Here is a 21,608-nt window from a genome sequence, read left to right as displayed (position 1 = left end):
TCCGTCAAGGTTGACGGAACGTTCGCTTAACCAACCCCCTGTAGACCGGACAGCAGTGGACTAACGCGAGCGTGGAGGCTCCGGAATGAAACATCCTATGCGTATCCTCCAGGGATTGAAGCTGGTCGCGGTGCTTGCTGTCGCGCTGTCGATGGGCGCCTGCGCCAACAAGAATGCTGCGACGGATGCGATGGCCAACGCGGCGACGCCGGGCAGCCAGCAGGACTTCGTCGTCAACGTGGGTGACCGCGTGTTCTTCGAGAGCGACCAGACCGATCTGACCCCGCAGGCGATCGTGACCCTGGAGAAGCAGGCGCAGTGGCTGCAGACCTATCCGCGCTACAGCTTCACCATCGAAGGTCATGCCGACGAGCGCGGCACCCGCGAATACAACATCGCGCTCGGCGCCCGGAGAGCCCAGTCGGTGCGTTCGTTCCTCGCCTCACGCGGCATCGATCCGAACCGCATGCGCACGATCTCCTACGGCAAGGAGCGGCCGGTGGCCGTCTGTAACGACATCTCCTGCTGGTCGCAGAACCGGCGCGCCGTCACCGTCTTGAACGCGAGCTCCTGACGCTTCAGTCAGGTGCCGTTCAGCTTCAGAACTCGATTATGCCGGCGCCCTCTCGGGCGCCGGTTTCGTTTCAGCATTCTGTGACGGAAACCCCTTGGTACCAGTCACATTTTTGGCGTACTCCACTTCAATGTGTGGCGCGTCGAATGTTCCGTTGCAGGCCATTTCGCTTTTGTCGTCAGGGCAAGATGTCATCCAGATTTAAGGTCTTTACCGGCACCGCGGCGATTGCCGCGCTGCTCTCTTTGTGCTCGCCCGCACTTGCGCAGTCGGTCTTCGCGCAGTCGGATGATGCCGACCCCGAGATGCGGATCGAGCGGCTGGAGAACCAGCTGCGCCAGCTCACCGGCCAGAACGAGCAGCTGCAATATCGCAACCGCCAGCTCGAGGAGCGGCTGCGGGCGCTCGAAAGCGGCGCGCAAGCCCCGCCCGGACAGGCGCCCAGCGTCGCGGCGATGCCGCCTGCCCAGATCGCACCCAGCCAAGTCGCGCCGGGCTATCGCCAGCAGCAGCCGCAACAACCGGCCGTGCAGCCGAATTACGAGCAGCCGCAGATCGCGGCTCCCGCGCCGATCGTTCAGGAGCAGCCGGCGCCTGGCGCACCGGGCACGCGCCGCCGCGGCGATGCCTTCGATCCGAACCAGAACCCGACCGCGCCCGGTGCGCCACGTGCGCTCGGCGGTGGGCAGCAGCCTATGCCGGCAGGAGCACCGGGCGGACGCGGTGCCGGCGAGCCGCTCGATCTTGCCAACACCAGCCCCCGTTATCAGCAGCAGGCCGCTCCCCCGGCCGCCCAGCCCGGCTATCCGCCGGCCCAATCCGGCTATCCCGCGCCATCAGGCGGCGCTGGCCTGACGACGCTGCCGCCCTCGGCAACGCCGCGCGACGAGTTCGACCTCGGCATCGGCTACATGCAGCGCAAGGACTATGCGCTCGCCGAGCAGACCATGAAGAATTTTGCGCAGAAATATCCGAGCGACCCGCTGCTCGGCGATGCGCAATACTGGCTCGGCGAGAGCTACTTCCAGCGCCAGCAATATCGCGATTCCGCGGAAGCCTTCCTCGCCGTCACCACCAAATACGAAAAATCGGCCAAGGCGCCGGATGCCCTGCTGCGACTCGGCCAGTCGCTCGCCGCGCTGAAGGAGAAGGAGGCCGCCTGCGCCGCCCTCGGCGAGGTCGGCCGCAAATATCCGCGCGCCTCGGCCGGTGTCAAAGCCGCGGTCGATCGCGAGCAGAAGCGGGTGAAGTGCTGACGCCTGGCGTTTGAGTCCTGACAATGCGGATGGTGCTGCGCTAAACATCGCAATCATCCGCTGACGATTTCTGGGCCGCGTCATGTCAGACGACGACAATTCTCCGATCTCGGCACGTGAGGCGAGGCGGCTGTTCGCCGGCCTCAAAACTGCGTCGGCGCTGGTGCTCGCGGTCTCGGGCGGGCCCGACTCGGTCGCGCTGATGTGGCTCGCGGCCCGCTGGCGGCGCAGTCTTGCGCGCGGCCCGCAACTCACCGTTGTCACCGTCGATCACGGCCTGCGCCCGGAAGCGGCCCGCGAGGCGCGCGAGGTCAAGCGTCTCGCCGCCGAGCTCGGATTGCCGCACCGGACTTTGCGCTGGCGCGGTGCAAAGCCGAAGACGGGACTGCCTGCCGCGGCGCGCGAGGCCCGCTACCGTCTGCTCGCACAGGCCGCGCGCGCCGTCGGCGCAAGACATGTGCTGACCGCCCACACCCGCGATGATCAGGCCGAGACCCTGTTGATGCGAATGCTCCGCGGCAGCGGACTTGCCGGGCTCTCGGCGATGGCTGGTGTCAGCGAGCGCGATGGCATCGTGCTGGCGCGTCCGCTGCTCGACGTCCCGAAGGCGCAGCTGATCGCGACCTTGAAGCGGGCGAAGGTCGGCTTTGCCGATGACCCCTCCAACCGCGACACCGCCTTCACCCGGCCGCGGCTGCGCGCGCTGCTGCCACAGCTCGCGGCCGAGGGCGGCGATGCCCGCACGCTGGTGCGGCTCGCGTCAAGGCTGGCGCGCGCCAATGCGGCGGTCGAGGTGCTCGCCGACGGCGCCGAGCGCTTCCTCCGCTTGCGGGATCGCGACGTTGCGCCGCAGGCGGGCGTTCGGAGCTTCGAGGCCTCGGCATTTGCCGCCCTGCCGGAGGAGGTCCGGCTGCGGCTCCTGCTGCGGGCCATCGACGCGCTCGGGTACGAGGGGCCGGCGGAACTCGGCAAGGTCGAAAGCCTGATGGCCGTGCTCGATCGGGCCATCGCCGCAGGTCCCCGTGCCGCCGCAAATGGCCGGCCGGTTCTGAAGCAAACGCTCGCGGGAGCCTTGATCAGCCTGGCCGGCGGGCGTATCCGCATCGCGCCGGCGCCGTCGCGGCGCCGCAAGGGCGCTTGAACTGTGTATGAACGCTGCATGAGGTCGGGATCATGACACCGGCCGGTTCGGCTCTGCGCCTCAGGCGACCTTAACCAGGCGGGAAAAACCCCGGCTCGGGCGCCATTATTTCAGCGGGAATCGCGCTAAGATGGGATAAATAGTCCCATCTCGTTCCCTTGGCAGCGACCGGGGCGGCACCTAAATTGTATGCGTCTAACCGAGAGGATTCCTTGGGATTTCCTCGCATTGACCAAAGTAACTGCCCAAGGATCACGGCCGCGATCCGCGCGACCACGAAGGAAGATCGATGAACGCCAATCTGCGCAATTTCGCCCTCTGGGTCATCATTGTCTTGCTGCTGTTGGCGTTGTTCACGCTCTTCCAGAATCCGGGTCAGCGCGCTTCCTCGCAGGACATCGCCTTCTCCCAGCTGCTGAGCGAGGTTGACCGCGGCAATGTGCGCGACGTCGTGATCCAGGGTCCCGACATCCACGGCACCTTCACCAACGGCTCCAGCTTCCAGACCTATGCGCCGAACGACCCGACGCTGGTGAAGCGCCTCTATGACAGCAAGGTGCAGATCACGGCGAAGCCGCCCGGCGACAACGTGCCGTGGTTCGTCTCGCTGCTGGTCTCCTGGCTGCCCTTCATCGCGCTGATCGGCGTCTGGATCTTCCTGTCGCGGCAGATGCAGGGTGGTGCCGGCAAGGCGATGGGTTTTGGCAAGTCGCGTGCGAAGATGCTGACCGAAGCGCATGGCCGCGTCACCTTCGAGGACGTCGCCGGCGTCGACGAGGCCAAGCAGGACCTCCAGGAGATCGTCGAGTTCCTGCGCGACCCCGGCAAGTTCCAGCGCCTCGGCGGCCGCATCCCGCGCGGCGTGCTGCTGGTCGGCCCGCCCGGCACCGGCAAGACCCTGATCGCGCGTGCGGTCGCGGGTGAAGCCAACGTGCCGTTCTTCACCATTTCCGGTTCCGACTTCGTCGAGATGTTCGTCGGCGTCGGTGCTTCCCGCGTGCGCGACATGTTCGAGCAGGCCAAGAAGAACGCGCCCTGCATCATCTTCATCGACGAAATCGACGCCGTCGGTCGTCACCGTGGCGCCGGTCTCGGCGGCGGCAATGACGAGCGCGAGCAGACGCTGAACCAGCTGCTGGTCGAGATGGACGGCTTCGAGGCCAACGAGGGCGTGATCCTCATTGCCGCGACCAACCGTCCCGACGTGCTCGATCCCGCGCTGCTGCGTCCCGGCCGCTTCGACCGCCAGGTCGTGGTGCCCAATCCTGACGTCGTCGGCCGCGAGCAGATCCTCAAGGTGCATGTTCGTAAAGTTCCGCTGGCGCCGGACATCAATCTCAAGACCATCGCGCGCGGCACGCCCGGCTTCTCCGGCGCCGACCTCATGAATCTCGTCAACGAAGCCGCCTTGACCGCCGCCCGCCGCAACAAGCGGATGGTGACGCAGGCCGAGTTCGAGGAGGCCAAGGACAAGGTGATGATGGGCGCCGAGCGCAAGTCGCTCGTCATGACCGAGGAAGAGAAGCTGCTCACGGCCTATCACGAGGGCGGCCACGCCATCGTCGGCCTCAACGTGCCCGCGACCGATCCGATTCATAAGGCGACCATCATCCCGCGCGGCCGTGCGCTCGGCATGGTCATGCAGCTGCCGGAACGCGACAAGCTGTCGATGTCGCTGGAGCAGATGACCTCGCGCCTCGCCATCATGATGGGCGGCCGCGTCGCCGAAGAGCTGATCTTCGGCCGCGAGAAGGTGACCTCGGGCGCGGCCTCCGACATCGAGCAGGCGACGCGCCTTGCCCGCATGATGGTGACGCGCTGGGGCCTGTCGGAAGAGCTCGGCACCGTCTCCTACGGCGAGAACCAGGACGAGGTGTTCCTCGGCATGTCGGTGTCGCGCACGCAGAACGCCTCCGAGGCGACGGTCCAGAAGATCGATTCCGAGATCAAGCGCCTGGTCGAGGAAGGCTACAAGGAAGCAACCCGGATCCTCACCGAGAAGCGCGCCGACCTCGAGACGCTTGCCAAGGGCCTGCTCGAGTTCGAGACGCTGACCGGCGATGAGATCGTCGACCTGCTCAAGGGCAAGAAGCCGAACCGCGAATCCGTGCTCGAGCCGACCACGCCGCGCGCCTCCGCGGTGCCTCCGGCCGGCAAGCCGCGCCCGCGCCCCGATCCGGATCCCGGCCTGGAGCCGCAGCCGCAGGCGTAAGCTGCGAACGGCAGATCGACTCGAAAAACGCGGCGGCAACGCCGCGTTTTTTTTGTTGGTCGAGCGCGCGTTCGGGAGCGGACATTCTTGCCCGTCATTGCTGTCGATGTTCAATAATTCGCTGATTGGATCGCGGTGGTCTTGGTAGCGGCGAAGGCCTTGGGAGTTTGTCCTGCCAAGGCCTGATGGGGTCTGTGGTTGTTGTAGTATACGAGATAGTCGAACAGTTCGTTGGCGAAGTGGTCGCGCCAAGGCTGCCCCGACCACGAGCAGCAGAGGAAGCCAATTGGTGGACAGGCCCGGCTCCGCCGCCAGCACGACCACGCCGACGAAGGCCAGCAGCACTCCGGCGCAGGTGGTGAGAGACGGCCGCTCGCTGAGCAGCGGCCAGGCCAACAGCACGGTGAAGGGCGTGGCGAGCTGATAGGCGACGGCCGACATACTTCCCGAGCCGAGCCCAAGGCCGACATAGAAGAGGCCGAAGTTCAAAGCGCCAAGGAAAATCGAAATGCCCGCGATAGGACGGAGCTGCTCGCGCATGGGTCTTTTGACGAACGGAACGAGCACCAGCGCGATCGCCAGAAAGCGCAGCGCGAGGAAGAAGAGCGGCGGAAACTCCGCGACGCCGACCTTGATCGCCACGAACTGATAGCCCCAGAGCAGGGGGACGGCTACCGCGCAGACGATCTGGATGGCAGACATGGCGTGTTTTCTTTCAAGACCGATTGGTTCAAATATAGGCGCACCAATTGCGGTGCGTGCCTGAAGAGTCGTCTACCTGATGAAGCGATCGAGAAGAGCGTCAGCGATGGCTTGCGACGTGGTCCTTGCCGGCGCGGTTTTGCCAACGACGCGCAGCCCCTCGACGAAACAGACGAGAATCTTGGCGGCACTCGAGGGATCGACATCCTCCGCCAACTGGCCTGCTGTCTTTGCGCGGGATAGTGCGCTCGCCACCCTGGCCTCCATCGCCCTAAAGAAGCCCGCGACGCGGCGGTTTACTTCGGAATCCTGCCCGGCTAGCTCCATGGCCGTGGCCACCAGCAGGCACCCGCGCCGGCCGTTGGCACCGCTGGTGCGCTCGACGTAGCCGGCCAGAAAGGTTCGCAGGCCGTCGATCGGCCCCTTGCGAGGGCTGAGCTCGACATCCATCCGTGCCACCGCATCGGCAATGTAGCGATCGAGCGCGCGAAGGAACAGCGAGTGCTTGTCACCGAACGCGGCGTAAAGGCTACCACGCGACAATTTTGTGGCACGAAGCAGGTCCGGCAGCGCGGTGGCGTGATAGCCGCGCGACCAGAACGCGTTCATCGCGTGTTCGACGGCGGCGTCCACGTCGAAGCTTCGCGGGCGGCCGCGAGGCAATTGCGCTAGGGGCTGGCGGCTCATGCGTGATATATAGACCGATCGGTCCTCAAATTACAAGTGGCGGCGGCCAGGCTCTAGCTCAGGAAATCCGAGGACGTCTGGTCTTATGGGAACACAGCCGGGCAACTTACGTTGGAGATCATAGCTTATCGCGGGATACTCGGAGTGCGTCCCGACATGGCGACTTTTTTGGGCGTTGAGGCCTGCGACTTGGCCGCCGCGCTTCCGGCTGCCGACGTGATCTTGTTTGGCGCTTCAGATGCCACGCCTCATCTTGCAGGTCAGACGAGCCATGCCGCTAAGGCGCCGGATGTCATTCGTCGTGCCCTGCGCCACTATGAGAGCGATCTCACCCGTTGGGATTTTGATCAAGACGCCGAATTGCTCGAATCAGCAAGCATGAAGGTCCTCGACGGTGGGAACCTGCTGACGGACCCAACAACACCCGAGAGCAATCGAGACGCGATCAGAGCAACTACACAAGCAATACTTTCCGTCGGAGCTGTCCCGCTCCTGCTGGGCGGTGATGATTCGGTTCCGATACCCTTCTTCGAGGCATTCCATAAGACCAAAGACCTGACGATCCTGCAGATTGACGCCCATCTCGATTGGCGCGATCAGCGAGACGGATCAGGCTATACGTTCTCCAGCACAATGCGGCGAGCCAGCGAATTATCTTGGGTGAAGCGCATCGTCCAAGTCGGTTTGCGGGGCATTGGCGGCTCTGGTCGCGGTGAATTTGACGATGCGAAAGCATGGGGCGCGAAGATTTTCACTGCCAGAGAGCTCCGACGTCACGGAATCGCTAGCGTTCTCGAAGAAATAGAAGACGACGGTAAGTGCCTCATCACCATCGATTGTGACGGTCTTGATCCGTCAGTCGTCCCGGGTGTGCTCATCCCTCAGCCGGGCGGTCTGCACTATTTCGACGTTATTGAACTGCTGCAAGGTATTGCGTCAAAGTCTACGATCGTCGGATTAGACGTGGTCGAGTTCGTCCCGCATCGCGATTTGCAAAATATTGGAGCAACTACTGTCGCGCGAATTATCTGCAATGCGATAGGTTGCATGCGCAAACGGGCGGTGTAGCTGCTAGCCAGCCACCTGGGCCGGACGCCATCGGCTTACGTCCTCACTTCGTCAGCACCGCCGCCGAGCCTTCGGCATTCTCCCGCACGTGGATCACCGCGATGTCATCGGTGTAGATCCGCTTCCAGCCCTTGAGCTGGTCGAGGATCTGCGGGCCCGGCGCATCGGCGACCAATAGCGTTGCGTCGATCTTGTGCTCGTCGAGCAGGCGCGGCAGCAGATCCGGCTTCTTGCCCTCCGTTGCCTTGAAGAAGTCCATGACGAATTTCTCGCCATAGAGCTCGGCGCGGCCGTCGACGAAGACGGGGATGTCGCGCGAGATCAGATAGCCGCCGAACTGATAAGCGTTGAAGATGCGCTGCACCTTGCGCTGTTCGAGCAGGTCGACCGCTGCCACCGGCGTCTGCGTCATCGTGAAGCTGAAGCGGTGGTGCCCCATGTAGATCGAGGTTGAGCTCCAGCTTGCGGCCACGATCATCAGCGCGCCGAGCGCGGTGACGTAGCGGGCCGGCCAGCGGTCGCCATCAGTGGCGTCGATCTGCGGGCGCGAAAACATCTCGCCGAGCGGCTTTGCCAACACCAGCGGCACCAGAAAGGCAAAGGCCTCGATGCTCCGGACATGCGTCAGCGCACTCCAGGTCAGGAACAGAATCAGGAAGATCCTTGGCGCCGAGAGCACGAGGCCGCGATAGTAACCGAGAGCGATCAGACCGAGCAGCGCGCCTTCGAACGAGGTGAACGTGGCGAAATTCGCCGGCATCCATTCGAAGATCAGTGACAGCAGTTCGCCGAGGCTGAGGATGTTGGTAGCACCCATCAACGTCTTCCAGCCGTAAGGCGTGCAGCAGCTCGCGACCAGGGCGCCGATGCCGAATAGCACCCAGCGCAGGAACAGTTGGAGTCGTCGTCCCTTCTCGGCATGCTCGACCGCCTCGAGCGAGATCGGGCCGATCAGCGCCAGGCCCAGCACGAAGCCGCCGTGCAAATTCGCCCAGAGCGCCATCAGCGGCAGCCAGGCCCAGGACGGCGCGCTTCTGCGGTCGGCAGCGGCCATCAAGAGGCCGACCCACGCCACCATGACGGGCAACGCCAGGATGTGCGGACGCGCCAGCACGTGATGCAGCGACAACAGCAGTGCCAGCATCGCGAACAGCACCGCGCGCGGTGCCTCGATCTGGGCGTCGAGCAGATAGACGAAGATTGCGGCCGAGAGCGCGACCCCGACCGCGGTGAGGATCACGGGCCCGGCCCAGCCCCATTGCGCATAGCAGAACGCGAACATCACCTGCGACAGCCACGACGTCGAAATCCAGGGCGCGCCCGTCCGCGTGAAGGAATAGAAGTCGGTGGTGGGCACGGCGCCGTGATCGAGGATCCATTGCCCGATCTTGATCTGCCAGAACGAGTCGGAGTCCTGAAGCAGCGTGTCGCCGACGAAGAGGAAGAAGAGATAGGCGCCGGCACCGACGCAGAGCGGCGTCAGGGCTCGTGCGCGGCCCTGCACCGCGATGCCGTTGGCAAAGGAAAGGGACATGCCGCCTCGTCGTCCTGTTGTTTCTTGTCGGTCCGAGCATGATCCGCAAAAAGTGTGTAGCAGTTTTCCGGAAAGATCATGCTCGAAACAATAACTTGAAGCGCGCTGAACGATTCATCTGGTCGCGCTTCAGTCCGAGCGGGCGGCATTGGACCACGGCGGTGATAACTTCGGGTAAACTGGCGCCGGTCAGTCTCATCTCCCGACGATTTAACCGGTTGTTTTCAATTTCGGTTTACCATCGGCCAATACACGCAAACCGCTCCGTGTTTGCGCAGTCGAATTAACTGCGGCGAAATTCTTTGCCCCTAAGTTGGGTTTCATGGTCGGGCGGCGCTGGGAAGCCGAGAAGACCAGATTCAGTTATAGCCCGTATACTCTTTGGAGCAGTCTATGAAGAACCTCGTTTCGCGTTTCGTGAAAGACGAATCCGGCGCCACCGCCATCGAATACGGCCTGATCGCCGCCGGTATCGCGCTCGCGATCATCACCGTCGTCACCAACCTCGGCAGCACGCTGAACGGCAAGTTCGGCTCGATCTCGACCAGCCTGAAGTAAGACTGGACGACTTAAGAATTTCGAGAGCCCCGTCCCCGATGGGGCTCTTTTCTTTTGGGCGATGCAGCTGCAGTCGGACGACCGCCTAAGGTGTATCGTTCAAGTCGCCCGCTTGGCAGGCGCCTCACCATGCGGCTCAAATATCCCGCCGCAAACCACTTGAGAGTCCGCCCCAGACGGACGCTTCGAAGGAGAGCTGAAGGCAAGCTTCCGCCAGGGTTTTCTTCTTACGCGCAAGGTCGCGAGAGCCAGCGGCCTTGTTTGGCTCACCGTGACGCGGGAGGTAGCTGCACCGGTGCGTCATCGCGGACGTGAACCACGGCGATATCATCCGCATAGAGCTGCTTCCACCCCGGCAAATGGTCCATAATTCTAGCGGCGGGAATGCTGGTGTTCAGCAACGTCGCATCGATCCGGTAGGTCTCGAGCAGACGCAGCAGAGTCTCCACGTTCTTGCCCTCAACGGCATCGAAGTAGTCGAGCACAAACTGCTCTCCATACAGCTCGGCGCGGCCATCGATGAAGCTCTTGATGTTGCGGGTGATCAGATAGCCTCCGATCGGAGCGGTGCTGAAGATCCGCTGCGCGTGCCGCCGTTCGAGCAGGTCGACCGCAGCCGCGGGACTCTGATTGGCAATAAAAGCATACCGGTGCGGCGTCGCATAGGAGCGGGTGATGCTCCAGCCGGCGACGACGATCACGAGCGCCGCAATTGCGGTCATTGTAAAGGAGAACCGCGGTTCTTGCGCCACAGCTCTCGTCAGTCCCAATTGTTCGGCGAACGGCTTTGCGACCACGAGCGGGGTCAACAGGGCAAAGACCTCGATGTTTCTGACGTGGGTGAGTGCCGCCCAGGTCAGGCCTAGCAGCAGAAGAATGCGGGTCCACGGCAGCGTCAGTCCGCTGCAATAGCCGATAGCGATCAAACCGAGCAGGGCGGCTTCAAACGGGCTGAACGAGCTGAAGTCGGCCGGCATCCACTCCCAGATCAACGAGAGCAGCTTACCGAGGCTGAGGATTTTCGTGGCGCCGAGAAGCGTGTCCCAGCCGTAGGGCGTGCAGCAGCTCGCGGCAAGCGCAGCAAGTCCGAACAAGGCCCAGCGCGCCGCCACTGCAAACCGGTCGTTGCGATCTGCGGCCACGATTGCATCGAGGCCAATGGGGCCAATCAGGACCAGCCCCATGACGAAACCGCCGTGAAGATTGGCCCACAACGCCATCAAGAGCAGCAACAGCCAGGAGGGCGCAGTGCGCCGATCGGCGGCCGCCAGCAACCCGCCGACAAAGGCAAGCATGACAGGCAAGGCCAGCATGTGCGGGCGGGCGAGAAAGTGGCCGACCGACATCGCGAGCAGCGGAGTGAGGAGCAGAAAGGCGCGCGCAGGTTCCAGATAGGGCTCAAGCAGGTAGACGAAAATCGCCGCAGTCACACCGATCGCGAGCGATGTCAGGATCACTGCGCCCGACCAGTTCGATGGTTCGTAAACAAGCGCGAACAGCACTTGTGACAGCCAGGAACTCGAGATCCAGGCCTCGCCGGCCCGCGTGAAGGAATAAATGTCGTTGTAGGGAAGTGCGCGGTGTTCGAGGATCCACTGCCCGATCTTGATCTGCCACAGCGTATCGGAGTCGCGCAGCATGACGTCGCCGATGCCTAGAAAGAACACGTAGACAATGGCGCCAATGCAGAACGGCATGAGCCAGCGCGCAACGCCGCGGACGGGAACGCTGCTCGTGATGGAGATCGACATTGCACTCTCGGAGTTGAATGACCACGCACAACAGCGCGTCAGCACCTGAACATGATCGCCTTTAAGTTGAGGTAAACTGGACCGGCTTGCCGCGGCCCAGCGGTGCAAGGATGCTTTTACTACTACTTGCTTGCTTGCAGCCCAGTTGCGTGGCGCTCGTATGCTCATTTGTATCTTGTCATCCACCCTGAATAGTTGTTCAGTCCTTGCGGGGCAATTTGCATCTTTCGACGTGACGAAGCGTTCGGCCGCGGGGCGTGGCTGGCGCGTGGGGACAGGAAGCGCGCCATGGTTTATCGGCGGACGCATCAAGTGGTGAAGCGCCTTGCAGCCCGGCGCAGTGCGATATTGGCGGCGGCGCGGGAGGCTGCGGCCGAAGGCGGGATGGCGGCTGTGCAGATCGCGCCGGTCGCGCTCCGGGCCAATGTTGCGGCGGGGACGGTCTACCGCTACTTCCCCTCCAAGGCCGAGCTGATCTCCGAATTGATTGCGGAGGTTTCGCGCGACGAACTCGCCGCCATCCGGCGGGCGGCCGACGGCGCGCCGGGGCCGTCCTCGGCGCTGGCGGCCGCGGTCACCACCGTGGCGGTCCATACGCTGTCGCAGCGCAGGCTGGCCTGGGGCATCTTGGCCGAGCCCGTTGATGTCGATGTCAGTGCCTCGCGCCTTGCCAGCCGCCGCGAGATCGCCGGCGAGATTGCGTCACGGATCGACGCCGCCGTGCGCGCCGGCCATCTGCCGGCGCAGGAAACCGCGCTCGCTGCCACCGCGCTGCTCGGCGCGCTGCATGAAGCCCTGGTCGGGCCGCTCGCGCCCGACAATCTCGAGGATCCCGTCAAGATGCGCGACGCGGTGCAGACGGTGACGCTGCTGGCGCTGCGTGCGGTCGGCGTCATGGACGCCCGGGCCAGGGGGCTGGTGGTGCAGCAGACGTTGCTGCCGACCGCGAAGGCGCTGGTTGGGGCGTAAATCCGCCGCGCGATCGGGGCGGAGGCCTGATTGCGCTCAGGCCGTTGCTCGAACAGGGCTTTTCGAAAGACCGCAGCACGGGCGCCGAATGGGCCTTCTACTGTGCATGGGGTTGTTTTCGCAGTTTTTGTTTGAGCAGCCGGACTCAGATATGGGCATCGCCCTCGGGGCCGACCGAGGCGATGCGCACCATGTTGGTGGTGCCGGGGATGCCGAGCGGCACGCCGGCGACAATGATGACGCGCTGGCCGGCCCGGACGAAGCCGTCCCGGAACGCGATCTGGCCGGCGCGGCCGACCATGTCGTCCTGGTCGCGGGCATCCTCGGCCACGACGCAGTGCACGCCCCAGACGACGGCGAGGCGGCGGCCGGCCGTGATGTTCGGTGTAATCGCCACGATCGGCGGCTTCGGCCGCTCGCGCGCGACGCGCACGGCGGTTGAGCCCGAGCTGGTCCAGCAGATCAAGGCGGGCAGGTCGAGCGTCTCGGCGATCTGGCGCGCGGCGTCGGCGATGGCATCGCCGGCGGTCGATTCCGGCGCGGGGCGCTGCGCCATGATCACGGACCGATAGGTCGGGTCGCGCTCGACCTCCTCGCCGATGCGGTTCATGGTCGAGACCGCCTCGACCGGGAACTTGCCGGCCGCCGATTCCGCCGACAGCATGATGGCGTCGGCACCCTCGTAAACGGCGGTGGCGACGTCGGAGACTTCGGCCCGGGTCGGCACCGGCGACTGGATCATCGATTCCAGCATCTGGGTCGCGATCACCACCGGCTTGCCGGCGCGGCGCGCCATCCGCGTCATCTGCTTCTGCAGGCTCGGCACCCGCTCCAGCGGTAGCTCGACGCCGAGATCGCCGCGCGCCACCATCAGCGCATCGGAAGCCTCGATGATGTCGGCGAGGCGATCGATCGCCTGCGGCTTCTCGATCTTGGCCATCACCGCGGCGCGGCCACGGATCATCTTCTTGGCTTCGAGCACGTCGTCAGCCCGCTGCACGAAGGACAGCGCGATCCAGTCGACGCCGGTGACGAGCGCCGCCTCGAGGTCGGCGCGGTCCTTCGGGGTCATCGCCGAGACCGGCAGGTCGGTGTCGGGCAGGCTGACGCCCTTGCGGTCGCTCATCTTGCCGCCGACCACGACACGCGTCACCGCGTGCTCCTTCGTGGTCTCCTCCGCGATCAGCCGCACCTTGCCGTCGTCGAGCAGCAGCGCATGGCCGGGCCGGAGCGCGGCCAGGATCTCCGGATGCGGCAGGTGGACGCGCGTGGTATCGCCTGGCGCCTTGTCGGAATCGAGGGTGAAGGTCTGGCCGTTCTGGAGCTGGACCGCGCCGTCACTGAAGGCGCCGAGCCTGAGCTTCGGGCCCTGGAGGTCGACCAGAATGCCGATTGGCCGGCCGTAGCTCGATTCGACGTTGCGGATCGTCGCCACCAGCTCCCGCATCTTATCATGCGGTGTGTGGCTCATGTTGATGCGAAACAGGTCGGCGCCGGCCTCGAACAGGCGGCGGATCATCGCGAGGTCCGACGAGGCAGGTCCCAGGGTCGCGAGAATCTTGATACGGCGAAGGCGCCTCATTGCTTACTTCCAGACGGGGGCGAGGGCGCTGGCGGGAGGCCAGTCGCGGGCGGCGTACCACCGGGCGGGCTGTTGGGCAAACCGGGAACCCCGCCCGGGCCAACCGTGCCGGGCAGGCCAGGTACGCGTTGCTGCGCCGGTTGTTCGTTGGCGTCGGTGAGCTGGACCGTCCAAGCCCGCTGCTCGCCGGTATCGACCTCGAAATAGCCGGTGCGGTCGTAGCCGCGCGCCAGGCAATCCTCGGTGCCGCGGATGGTGAACTCCTTGTCGCGCGAGCACATGAAGGCTTGGCCCGACCATTCACCGCCACGGTCGTAGTCGATGGCATAGATGTAATAATAGCGGGCGACCAGCGTTCCCCGCAGCAGCGTCTCGCAGGTGCGCGACGAGATGTTCCACCAGCCCTCGGTGGTCCAGCCCTCGGCGTCCTTGTAGCCCAGCGCGATTCCGACCCGGCTCGATGTGTTGTTGCAGAGGCGGAAATCGGCGGACGCCGGGCTGGTCCAGAGGCACAGCAGCGCGACCGCCAGCACCGGGACCAACCGGGCGAGCACGCAAAGGGGGGAGCGGGGAGATTCGGCGATCATTGGCGCGGAAGCTATATCAGATCATTGACGATTTGGCGTGGCGCCGCAGAACCGCCCCAAGGAGCGGTAAGGCCGGCTGCCGGCTCGTTTGCGCCGTGATATGGCAAAATCTGTGACAGGACCCACCTGATCCCGTAAGGGTGACCGCCATCGGGCGGCAGAGCACAATTCAGGGCCAAGGAATCCAGCTATGGCAATCGACGACAAAACCAGAACGGAGCTCGAGGCGGCCGCTTTCCGCCGCCTGGTCGATCATTTGAGGACACGCACGGACGTCCAGAACATCGACCTGATGAACCTCGCCGGCTTTTGCCGCAACTGCCTGTCCAACTGGCTCAAGGACGCCGCCGACGCCCAAGGCGTCGCCTTGAGTAAGGACGAGAGCCGGGAGGCCGTCTACGGCATGCCCTACGAGACCTGGAAGTCGAAATACCAGGGCACAGCCACGCCGGAGCAGATCGAGGCGATGAAGAAAGTCCATCGCCACGGGCACTGAACGACGGCCTGCTGAGTCGCGCCACACAACAGCTTTCTTCAAGCAGCCGCAGGAAGGTGTGGGCGCGCTGTGGACGAGCGCGATGCTGCCTTGAACGCCGGGAGCGCCAACCCTAAGGGTCTACCCAGCACGCGCGGTAAGGATGCCGGCGTCACCTTGTTTTTGCCAGTTCCATTGGGAGTACCAAGATGGCCACCTCCGCCGCCGTCCGCGACGACGAGCCCGCGACGAAATTTGCCAAGGACCAGCTCAAATCCATCATCGAGCGCATCGAGCGGCTGGAGGAGGAGAAGAAGGCGATCTCGGACGACATCCGCGACGTCTATGCCGAGAGCAAGGGCAACGGCTACGACGTCAAGGCGCTGCGCACCATCGTGCGCCTGCGCAAGCAGGACCCTAACGAGCGCGCTGACGCCGAGACCATTCTCGAGACCTACATGCAGGCGCTGGGGATGATCTGAGGCGCCCGGGGGCGTTGCAGCGCACCAAGCTTGGGCGAAATCCCTTCATCTGCTAGAGTGCCCGGTGAAGGGACCGAGCGATGGATGTGCCGGGACCAGAGCGCAGGCTTGCCGCGGTCCTCGCCGCCGACATGGTCGGCTTTAGCCGGCTCATGGAAGTCGACGAGGCGGGTACCCTTGCGCGCCTCAAGACCCATCGGGTCGAGCTCATCGATCCGGCCATTGCCAAGAATCGCGGCACCATCATCAAGACGACGGGTGACGGCATGCTCGCCGAATTCCACAGCGTCGTCGATGCCGTGCTCTGTGCCGCCGAGGTTCAGCGCCGCATGGCGCGGCGCAATGCCGATGTCCCGCCGCCGCGATGGATACAATTCCGCATCGGCATCAATCTTGGCGATGTCATCGTTGATCAAAACGACATTTTCGGTGACGGCGTCAACGTCGCAGCACGACTGGAGGCGCTGGCCGAGCCTGGAGGGATCTGCGTTTCAGGCGCGGTGCGCGATCAGGTGGGCGACCGGCTCGACGGAGTTCAATTCGAAGATCTCGGCGAGCAGAACGTCAAGAACATCGCTCGCCCGATCCGCATCTTCCGCATGCGGCTGGCGGAAGGGCCTGCAAGCCTGCCAGAGGCGACGAAGGCTGTTACGTCACCAACTGTCTCAAAGAAGCCGTCCATCGCCGTGCTGCCGTTCGCCAACATGAGCGGCGATCCGGAACAGGAGTTCTTCGCCGACGGTCTCACGGAAGACATCATCACCGAGCTCTCGCGCTTCCACGACCTGCTCGTCATCTCGCGAAACTCGACCTTCGTCTACAAGGGCAAGGCCGTAAAGGTCCAGGACATCGGCCGTGAGTTCGGGGTCGACTATGTCATCGAGGGCAGCGTGCGGAAAGCCGGCGGGCGTGTCCGCGTCACCGTGCAGCTGATCGACGCGGAAACCGATCGCCACATCTGGGCTGAACGTTACGATCGCGAGCTCCAGGATATTTTCGCCATCCAGGACGAGATGACCCGCGCGATCGTCGCGACGTTGCCTGGTCGCGTCGAAGCGGCAGCGCATGACCGCACCAAGCGCAAGCCGACCGAGAACATGCGCGCCTACGAATGCGTGCTGGCTGCAAAGCTCCTGCATCACCGTTCAACACGCGAGGACAACGCGCAGGCGCAGATACTGCTCAACCGGGCGCTGGCGATGGATCCGAATTACGCCCACGCTCACGCCTGGAAGGCGTGTGTGCTCGGCCAGTGCTGGATTTATGGCTGGTGCGCTGACCGCGACGCGACTTTCGAGCAGGTGGCTGCAGAACTCGAGATCGCGTTGGCACTCGACGACAATGATGCAGATGTGCACCGCATCCTCGCCGCGCTCAATCTGACGCGCCACGACTATGAAAAAGCCACTTATCATCAGGAGCGTGCGTTGGCCCTCAACCCGAACTACGATCTGGTTGTCGTGCAGCAAGGAGAGCTCCTGACCTGGCTGGGCTTGCCTGAGGAGGGCATCGACTGGATCAGGAAAGCGATGCGGCTCAACCCTCATCATCCCGAGCGATTCTGGAGCCATCTCGGTCGCGCGTATTATTGCGCGGAGAAATACGCCGAGGCCGCCGAGGCGTTTTCAAGGATCACGCGGCCCGACTATACCCATCACGCGTTCCTTGCAGCGATATTCGCGCAGATGAACAATGCCGTCGCGGCTGGCGCTCACGCCGCGGAGGTTCTGAAGCGCGAACCCGGGTTCTCGGTGGCAGCCTATCTTGCAACCCTGCACTACAAGCGCGAGATCGATCGCGAGCGTCACGAATCCGGCCTCCTCAGGGCTGGCCTGCCGGCTTGATCGATACGCGCAGGAAGAACAGGGCAGGCGAGAGCTTGGCTGGGCCGCGGCTCTCAGCGCAGCGCGGCAGTGCGCATGACGAAGGACGTCGTCTCGAGCTTGGCGGTGGCGCTACCCGAGAAACTGTCGCAGGACAGGCCCTGCATCGGGTCCTCGACAAAGCCCATCGCGATCACGGCCTGCGGCTTGACGAAATAGCGGCGCAGCGCCGCCGTATCGAGCTCGCCCATCAGCGTCACCGACATCGCACGGCTGGCGCTCGGTGACAGCATCACGATCTTGAGCCAGATGCTGTCGCCCTTGGCCGCGGAGAGCCGGGTCGCGGTTGCGATCCTGCCATCGATGCTCTTGCCGACCACGGTGTTGATCTCGGCCTGAGCGAGGCTGCGCGTCGTGGAAGCGGGACGAGCGGAGCGCGGGATCGGGGCAGAGGCGGCGACGACATTGGCGCGGTCGACCGGCGAGGCGGAAGCGGGGGCAAAGGCCAGCGCCTGATAGGCCGCGCTGGAAACGCTCGCGGTGGCTTGCGGATCGGTGGCGGCGGCAAGTGCCTGGCGCGCCTTCAACGCTGCGACCTGTGCCGGCGTCGCCTGCTGCGGCGCGGCCGGTATATCATCCCAGAAACCGCGGGCATTGATGATGTCGGCCGGGGTCTCGGGCTTGGCATCGGCAGATTTGGCGGTCGCCGGCTTGTCAGCCCCCGGCTTCGGCTTGGGTGGCGCAACGATCTGCGCGTCGGCCGAGGCGAGCTGGAGCGTTGCAGCGATCTGCGGCTTGGCGCGCGGCGTCGGCACCGGCTCGGCGGACTTGGCCGCGGCGGCGACCACGGTCGGCGTCGCCGGTTTCGCGGCCGGCGCCGGTGCGCCCTCGTCATCCTCGTCGCTGCTGGCGGCCGGAGCCGCCGACCTGCCCTTGAACAAGGCGGCGAAGAAATTGGTCTTGCTGCCGGAATCGTCGCCGCTGCCGCGTCGCTCGATCTCGGCCTTGGCGAGCTCATAACCCTTCAGCGGAACGCCGTCGGTCGGCAGATGCACTGTTTTTCCGTCCGGGAAAACGCGGGCGAGCTGGTCATGCGTCATGCGCGGCCAGTGCCGGATGCTGCCGGTATCGAGGTGCACGAAGGGCGAGCCGGAGGTCGGATAGAAGCCGACGCCGCCGCGCTGGAGGCGCAGGCCGGCGAAGCGGATCTGCTCCAGCGGCACGCCGGGGATATAGAAGTCCATCGCGTGGCCCAGCATATGCTGGCTGAAGCGCGCCACACCGGAGGAGCGGCGGCGGAGCATGGCGTTGGTAGCGGGGGAGCGGTAGGAGGAGATGATCTGAATCGGCTGCTTGCCGTCGACGTCGCGATAGACTTCCCAGAGGATGTCGAACAGGCGACGGTCCATGACCGTCTCGTCCTGGGTGCGCCAGTCGCGCAGAAAGTGATTGAGCTGCTTCAGCGCGGCTTCGTCATACCGGCCGTCTCGTTTGAAGGTGACGGTGAGGTCTTCGCCGGAATGGGTGTGATGAAAGGAGAGCGTCTTGGTTTCGTTCAGCGCGGCGGCGTCATGAACCGAACCTGCGGCAGCAAGCAGCAGTGCAGCAGCGAGGCCGATCCTGGATCCGGCCTTCACTCCCGCATGGGACAACGACAGCACAGCGAATTGGCGTGCGAGACCAGTCAGCACGTATGAGCCCACCCAGTCGACGAGCGTTCAAAATGGACTCTCCCGCCAACCCCGTAGCAGCGCGAAAGAGGATGAACGCTTTCTTAAAGCGAGAAGGTTAATTCGAGGTTGACCTTCCCGCCCCCAAACCAAGTCAGAATACAATCCTAAACGGTTGACTGTGGCAAAAAAACGCCCGCTGTCCGGGCCGAGGTTGAGGGTGGTTAACGTTAAGCGACCCCGTCCAGGGACGGGGTCGCTGATTTTATTGCAGAATTTTACAGAGGGAGCTGAGCCTCAGCGGGTAAACACCCGCTGCGGGCGGCGGCCCACCGGTGCGGGCGGCGCGGTCGGGGCTGGTGCCCCAAACAGCCGCTCGAAGAAGTTCGGTCCGGACGAGCCGAAGCCACCGCCATTGTTGGCCACCGCCACGCCAGAGGGCAGCGTCGTCGCCGGGCGCGAATAGCTCGGCTGCGAATGCGCCACGACGGCCTCGAGGTCCTTGCCGCGGTTGTTCTTCAGGATGTTGATCATGGTCGCGTCGCGGCCATAGATATCCTTGCGAAACTGGAGCTTGCCGGCGTCATCCACGAACGCGGTCTGATAGGTGATGTTGACCGGGATCGGGGTCGGGAATTTCAGGTCGATCTCGCTCTTGCCGTACATGCTGCGGACGCGCTCGGGCGTGTACTTGTCGTTCGGCATGGTGATATTGAGCAGCACGGACGCGTACTGATCCGGATTCTGCACACGCATGCAGCCGTGGCTGAAGGCGCGCTCGTCCCGGGCGAACAAATGCTTGTCCGGCGTGTCGTGCTGATAGACCAGGAACTTGTTCGGGAAATTGAAGCGGATGCGGCCGAGCGCGTTGGCTTCACCCGGCGGCTGCGAGATGTGCACCGAGCCGTCGCGGTTCTGCTCGAGCTTGAGGCCCATGCGCTGAAGCACGGTCGGGTCCTGCTGAAGCGCCGGCAGATATTCGTTGTAGACGATCGACGGGGGCACGTTCCAGGTCGGATTGACCGTGATGTACTTCATCGTCTCGGTGAGGAGCGGCGTCGCATGCGTGCCCGGTTTGCCGGTGACGACGCGGGTGGTCCAGACCTGCTGGCCCCGCTGCATCACCTTCAGCGTATAGTCGGGAATGTTGAGGATGACATAGGCATCGCCGAGTGAGGGCGCCCCGAGGTCGCGCGGCAGCCAGCGCCAGCGCTCCATGTTCACCAGCACCACGTCGATCTGCTTGTCGCGCTTGGGGGTGTTGAGTGCCTTGACGGTCTTGTCGTCGAGGATGCCAGTCGCCTTCATCTCGGCGCCGCTCTGGAATCTGCGCACGGCGTCGGCGACCGCCGCGTCATAGCGGGTGTCGTTCGCGTTCTCGGTGATGCCGAGCTTGGCGCGCAGCTGCGGCACGCGCGCATCTTCCACGACGATCTCGGCCTGCTTCTTGCCGGCCGGGGTGTATTTCAGCGCCGGACCGTCGGCGATCTCGATCAACGGGCCGCTGCCGTGGCCGCGGAGCTCCGCGAGCTTGGCCTTCAGCTCCTTATAGAGCTTGTGCGGCGGGTTGTAGCTGTCGAGCGCGGCGGACGCATCCGTCGCGGTCGTGACCTTGGCAAGCACTTCGTTCGGGTCGACCGGGTGCTCGGGATAGAGGATGTCGCCGCTGACTTGCGACCAGTGCATGCGGCCACTCTGGGCGTGCCGCGCATAGTCGAACATGCTGGCGGTGAGTTTCAGCTCGGCATCGGCGAGCGTATCGGGCGTGGTCGCGGCGGCGAAATCCGGCACCGGATAGTCGGCCGGATTGAGGCCGTCGGAGGCCGCGTCCTTCAGCCGTGCGATCACACCCTTGGCTGCAGCGGTCAGGCTGCCGCCTTGAGTCCAGACCGGCGCGAAGTCGCGCGCACCGTAAAACTTCTCGATCGCCGCGCGCTCGTTCTTGCGGTCGAAATGGCGCGACGTCTTGGCGCCGATGATGTCCTTGAGCCTGTCGGCGACCGGCTGGTCGGCAGCGGGAACGTTGCTCGCGGCCTTCACCGGCTCGGCGGCCGGAGCCGCAGCGGGGGCCGCAGGCGCGACCGGCGTTGCCGTCGCCGTGTCTGCCTTGGCGGGCTCAGATGCGGCAGGCTCGGTCTTCGCAGGTTCGGTCTTCGCAGGTTCGGTCTTGGCCGTCTCGCTCGTCGGCGCCTCAGTGGCGGGCGAGGTGGCGACGTCGGAAGGCTTGGTCTCGACTTTGTCGGGCGCCGGTGCGACTTCGGTCTTCACGGGCTCCTTCGCAGTGGCCTGAACGGTGGCGGTGGTATCGAGCTTGATGTCGGAGGCGGTTGGGGGCGGGACGTTGGCCGGCTCGGGGCGCGGGATCGCGGCCTCGATCGCGAGCTCGGCGGCGCTGCTGCGCGCCTGATCCTGCGCCAGGGCTGAGCTGGCGGACACCGTGAGGAAGGTTGCCGCGACTGTCATCAAGACACGGTCAAAGCCTGCGCGGTGGTTCAAACAGTCACGCATTGTGTCACACCCCTCGGGTGAACTGTCCC

17 protein-coding genes and 1 pseudogene are annotated in these 21,608 nt (G+C 64.5%); 10 read left to right on the top strand and 8 right to left on the bottom strand.

Going from position 1 to position 21,608, the window contains the following annotated elements:
- Positions 1–85 precede the first annotated feature (85 nt).
- The 4 genes from pal to ftsH all read left to right on the top strand — a co-directional run bounded on the left by pal (position 86) and on the right by ftsH (position 5,183).
- Positions 86–574, top strand: coding sequence for a peptidoglycan-associated lipoprotein Pal (pal, locus tag IVB01_RS22690; protein ID WP_035704649.1), 489 nt, complete (start codon positions 86–88; stop codon positions 572–574).
- A gap of 188 nt (positions 575–762) precedes the next feature.
- The gene (gene ybgF, locus IVB01_RS22685) at positions 763–1,830 is read left to right on the top strand and encodes a tol-pal system protein YbgF (protein WP_247280197.1); all 1,068 of its coding nucleotides are present in this window, start codon (positions 763–765) and stop codon (positions 1,828–1,830) included.
- Positions 1,831–1,912: 82 nt separating this feature from the next.
- The gene (gene tilS / locus IVB01_RS22680; RefSeq protein WP_247280196.1) at positions 1,913–2,971 is read left to right on the top strand and encodes a tRNA lysidine(34) synthetase TilS; all 1,059 of its coding nucleotides are present in this window, start codon (positions 1,913–1,915) and stop codon (positions 2,969–2,971) included.
- Positions 2,972–3,260: 289 nt separating this feature from the next.
- Complete coding sequence (gene ftsH / locus IVB01_RS22675; protein ID WP_035998585.1) at positions 3,261–5,183, top strand: ATP-dependent zinc metalloprotease FtsH; 1,923 nt, start codon at positions 3,261–3,263, stop codon at positions 5,181–5,183.
- A gap of 252 nt (positions 5,184–5,435) precedes the next feature.
- On the opposite strand, the pseudogene IVB01_RS22670 reads toward ftsH, so the two are convergent.
- Both IVB01_RS22670 and IVB01_RS22665 read right to left on the bottom strand, forming a co-directional pair.
- Positions 5,436–5,885, bottom strand: a pseudogene (locus tag IVB01_RS22670) (DMT family transporter); the annotation flags it as partial.
- Positions 5,886–5,957: 72 nt separating this feature from the next.
- On the bottom strand, positions 5,958–6,572 hold the full coding sequence (locus tag IVB01_RS22665) for a TetR/AcrR family transcriptional regulator (RefSeq protein WP_247280195.1): 615 nt from the start codon (positions 6,570–6,572) through the stop codon (positions 5,958–5,960).
- 156 nt (positions 6,573–6,728) lie between these two features.
- Here IVB01_RS22665 and IVB01_RS22660 point away from each other — a divergent pair, with 156 nt between their 5' ends.
- Entirely contained in the window at positions 6,729–7,640 is a 912-nt protein-coding gene (locus tag IVB01_RS22660; RefSeq protein ID WP_247280194.1) for an arginase family protein, read from the top strand.
- 43 nt (positions 7,641–7,683) lie between these two features.
- On the opposite strand, the gene IVB01_RS22655 is transcribed toward IVB01_RS22660, so the two are convergent.
- A complete protein-coding gene (locus IVB01_RS22655; protein WP_247280193.1) occupies positions 7,684–9,174 on the bottom strand; it encodes a hypothetical protein in 1,491 nt (496 codons plus the stop codon).
- Positions 9,175–9,567: 393 nt separating this feature from the next.
- On the opposite strand from IVB01_RS22655, the gene IVB01_RS22650 reads away from it, so the two are divergent.
- A complete protein-coding gene (locus tag IVB01_RS22650) occupies positions 9,568–9,732 on the top strand; it encodes a Flp family type IVb pilin (protein WP_247280192.1) in 165 nt (54 codons plus the stop codon).
- A 266-nt stretch (positions 9,733–9,998) separates the two neighbouring features.
- On the opposite strand, the gene IVB01_RS22645 is transcribed toward IVB01_RS22650, so the two are convergent.
- Positions 9,999–11,669, bottom strand: coding sequence for a hypothetical protein (locus tag IVB01_RS22645; RefSeq protein ID WP_346659344.1), 1,671 nt, complete (start codon positions 11,667–11,669; stop codon positions 9,999–10,001).
- A 102-nt stretch (positions 11,670–11,771) separates the two neighbouring features.
- Between IVB01_RS22645 and IVB01_RS22640 the strand changes: the two genes are divergently transcribed.
- A complete protein-coding gene (locus tag IVB01_RS22640; RefSeq protein ID WP_247280190.1) occupies positions 11,772–12,452 on the top strand; it encodes a TetR/AcrR family transcriptional regulator in 681 nt (226 codons plus the stop codon).
- Positions 12,453–12,597: 145 nt separating this feature from the next.
- Here the strand turns inward: IVB01_RS22640 and pyk are convergent, their stop codons facing one another.
- Together pyk and IVB01_RS22630 are read right to left on the bottom strand one after the other, a co-directional pair.
- Positions 12,598–14,034, bottom strand: coding sequence for a pyruvate kinase (gene pyk, locus IVB01_RS22635; protein ID WP_247280189.1), 1,437 nt, complete (start codon positions 14,032–14,034; stop codon positions 12,598–12,600).
- Positions 14,031–14,621: a DUF1036 domain-containing protein gene (locus tag IVB01_RS22630; protein WP_247280188.1), complete on the bottom strand. Its 591-nt coding sequence runs from the start codon at positions 14,619–14,621 to the stop codon at positions 14,031–14,033. The genes pyk and IVB01_RS22630 overlap by 4 nt, the downstream gene beginning before the upstream one ends.
- A 190-nt stretch (positions 14,622–14,811) precedes the next feature.
- Here IVB01_RS22630 and IVB01_RS22625 point away from each other — a divergent pair, with 190 nt between their 5' ends.
- From IVB01_RS22625 to IVB01_RS22615, 3 genes are all read left to right on the top strand, one after another.
- Positions 14,812–15,117, top strand: coding sequence for a DUF1244 domain-containing protein (locus IVB01_RS22625; RefSeq protein ID WP_247280187.1), 306 nt, complete (start codon positions 14,812–14,814; stop codon positions 15,115–15,117).
- A 188-nt stretch (positions 15,118–15,305) separates the two neighbouring features.
- On the top strand, positions 15,306–15,578 hold the full coding sequence (locus IVB01_RS22620) for a DUF2312 domain-containing protein (RefSeq protein WP_247280186.1): 273 nt from the start codon (positions 15,306–15,308) through the stop codon (positions 15,576–15,578).
- A gap of 80 nt (positions 15,579–15,658) precedes the next feature.
- On the top strand, positions 15,659–17,422 hold the full coding sequence (locus IVB01_RS22615) for an adenylate/guanylate cyclase domain-containing protein (protein WP_247280185.1): 1,764 nt from the start codon (positions 15,659–15,661) through the stop codon (positions 17,420–17,422).
- 53 nt (positions 17,423–17,475) lie between these two features.
- On the opposite strand, the gene IVB01_RS22610 is transcribed toward IVB01_RS22615, so the two are convergent.
- Both IVB01_RS22610 and IVB01_RS22605 read right to left on the bottom strand, forming a co-directional pair.
- Positions 17,476–19,092, bottom strand: a complete 1,617-nt coding sequence (locus IVB01_RS22610) for a DUF882 domain-containing protein (protein WP_247280184.1) — start codon at positions 19,090–19,092, stop codon at positions 17,476–17,478.
- Positions 19,093–19,368: 276 nt separating this feature from the next.
- A complete protein-coding gene (locus IVB01_RS22605; RefSeq protein ID WP_247280183.1) occupies positions 19,369–21,579 on the bottom strand; it encodes a L,D-transpeptidase family protein in 2,211 nt (736 codons plus the stop codon).
- Positions 21,580–21,608 lie beyond the last annotated feature (29 nt).

This window comes from Bradyrhizobium sp. 164, assembly GCF_023073715.1.
Taxonomy (GTDB): domain Bacteria; phylum Pseudomonadota; class Alphaproteobacteria; order Rhizobiales; family Xanthobacteraceae; genus Bradyrhizobium.
The sequence above is the reverse complement of the archived record's forward strand: the minus strand, read 5'-3'. Positions and strand labels throughout refer to the sequence as shown.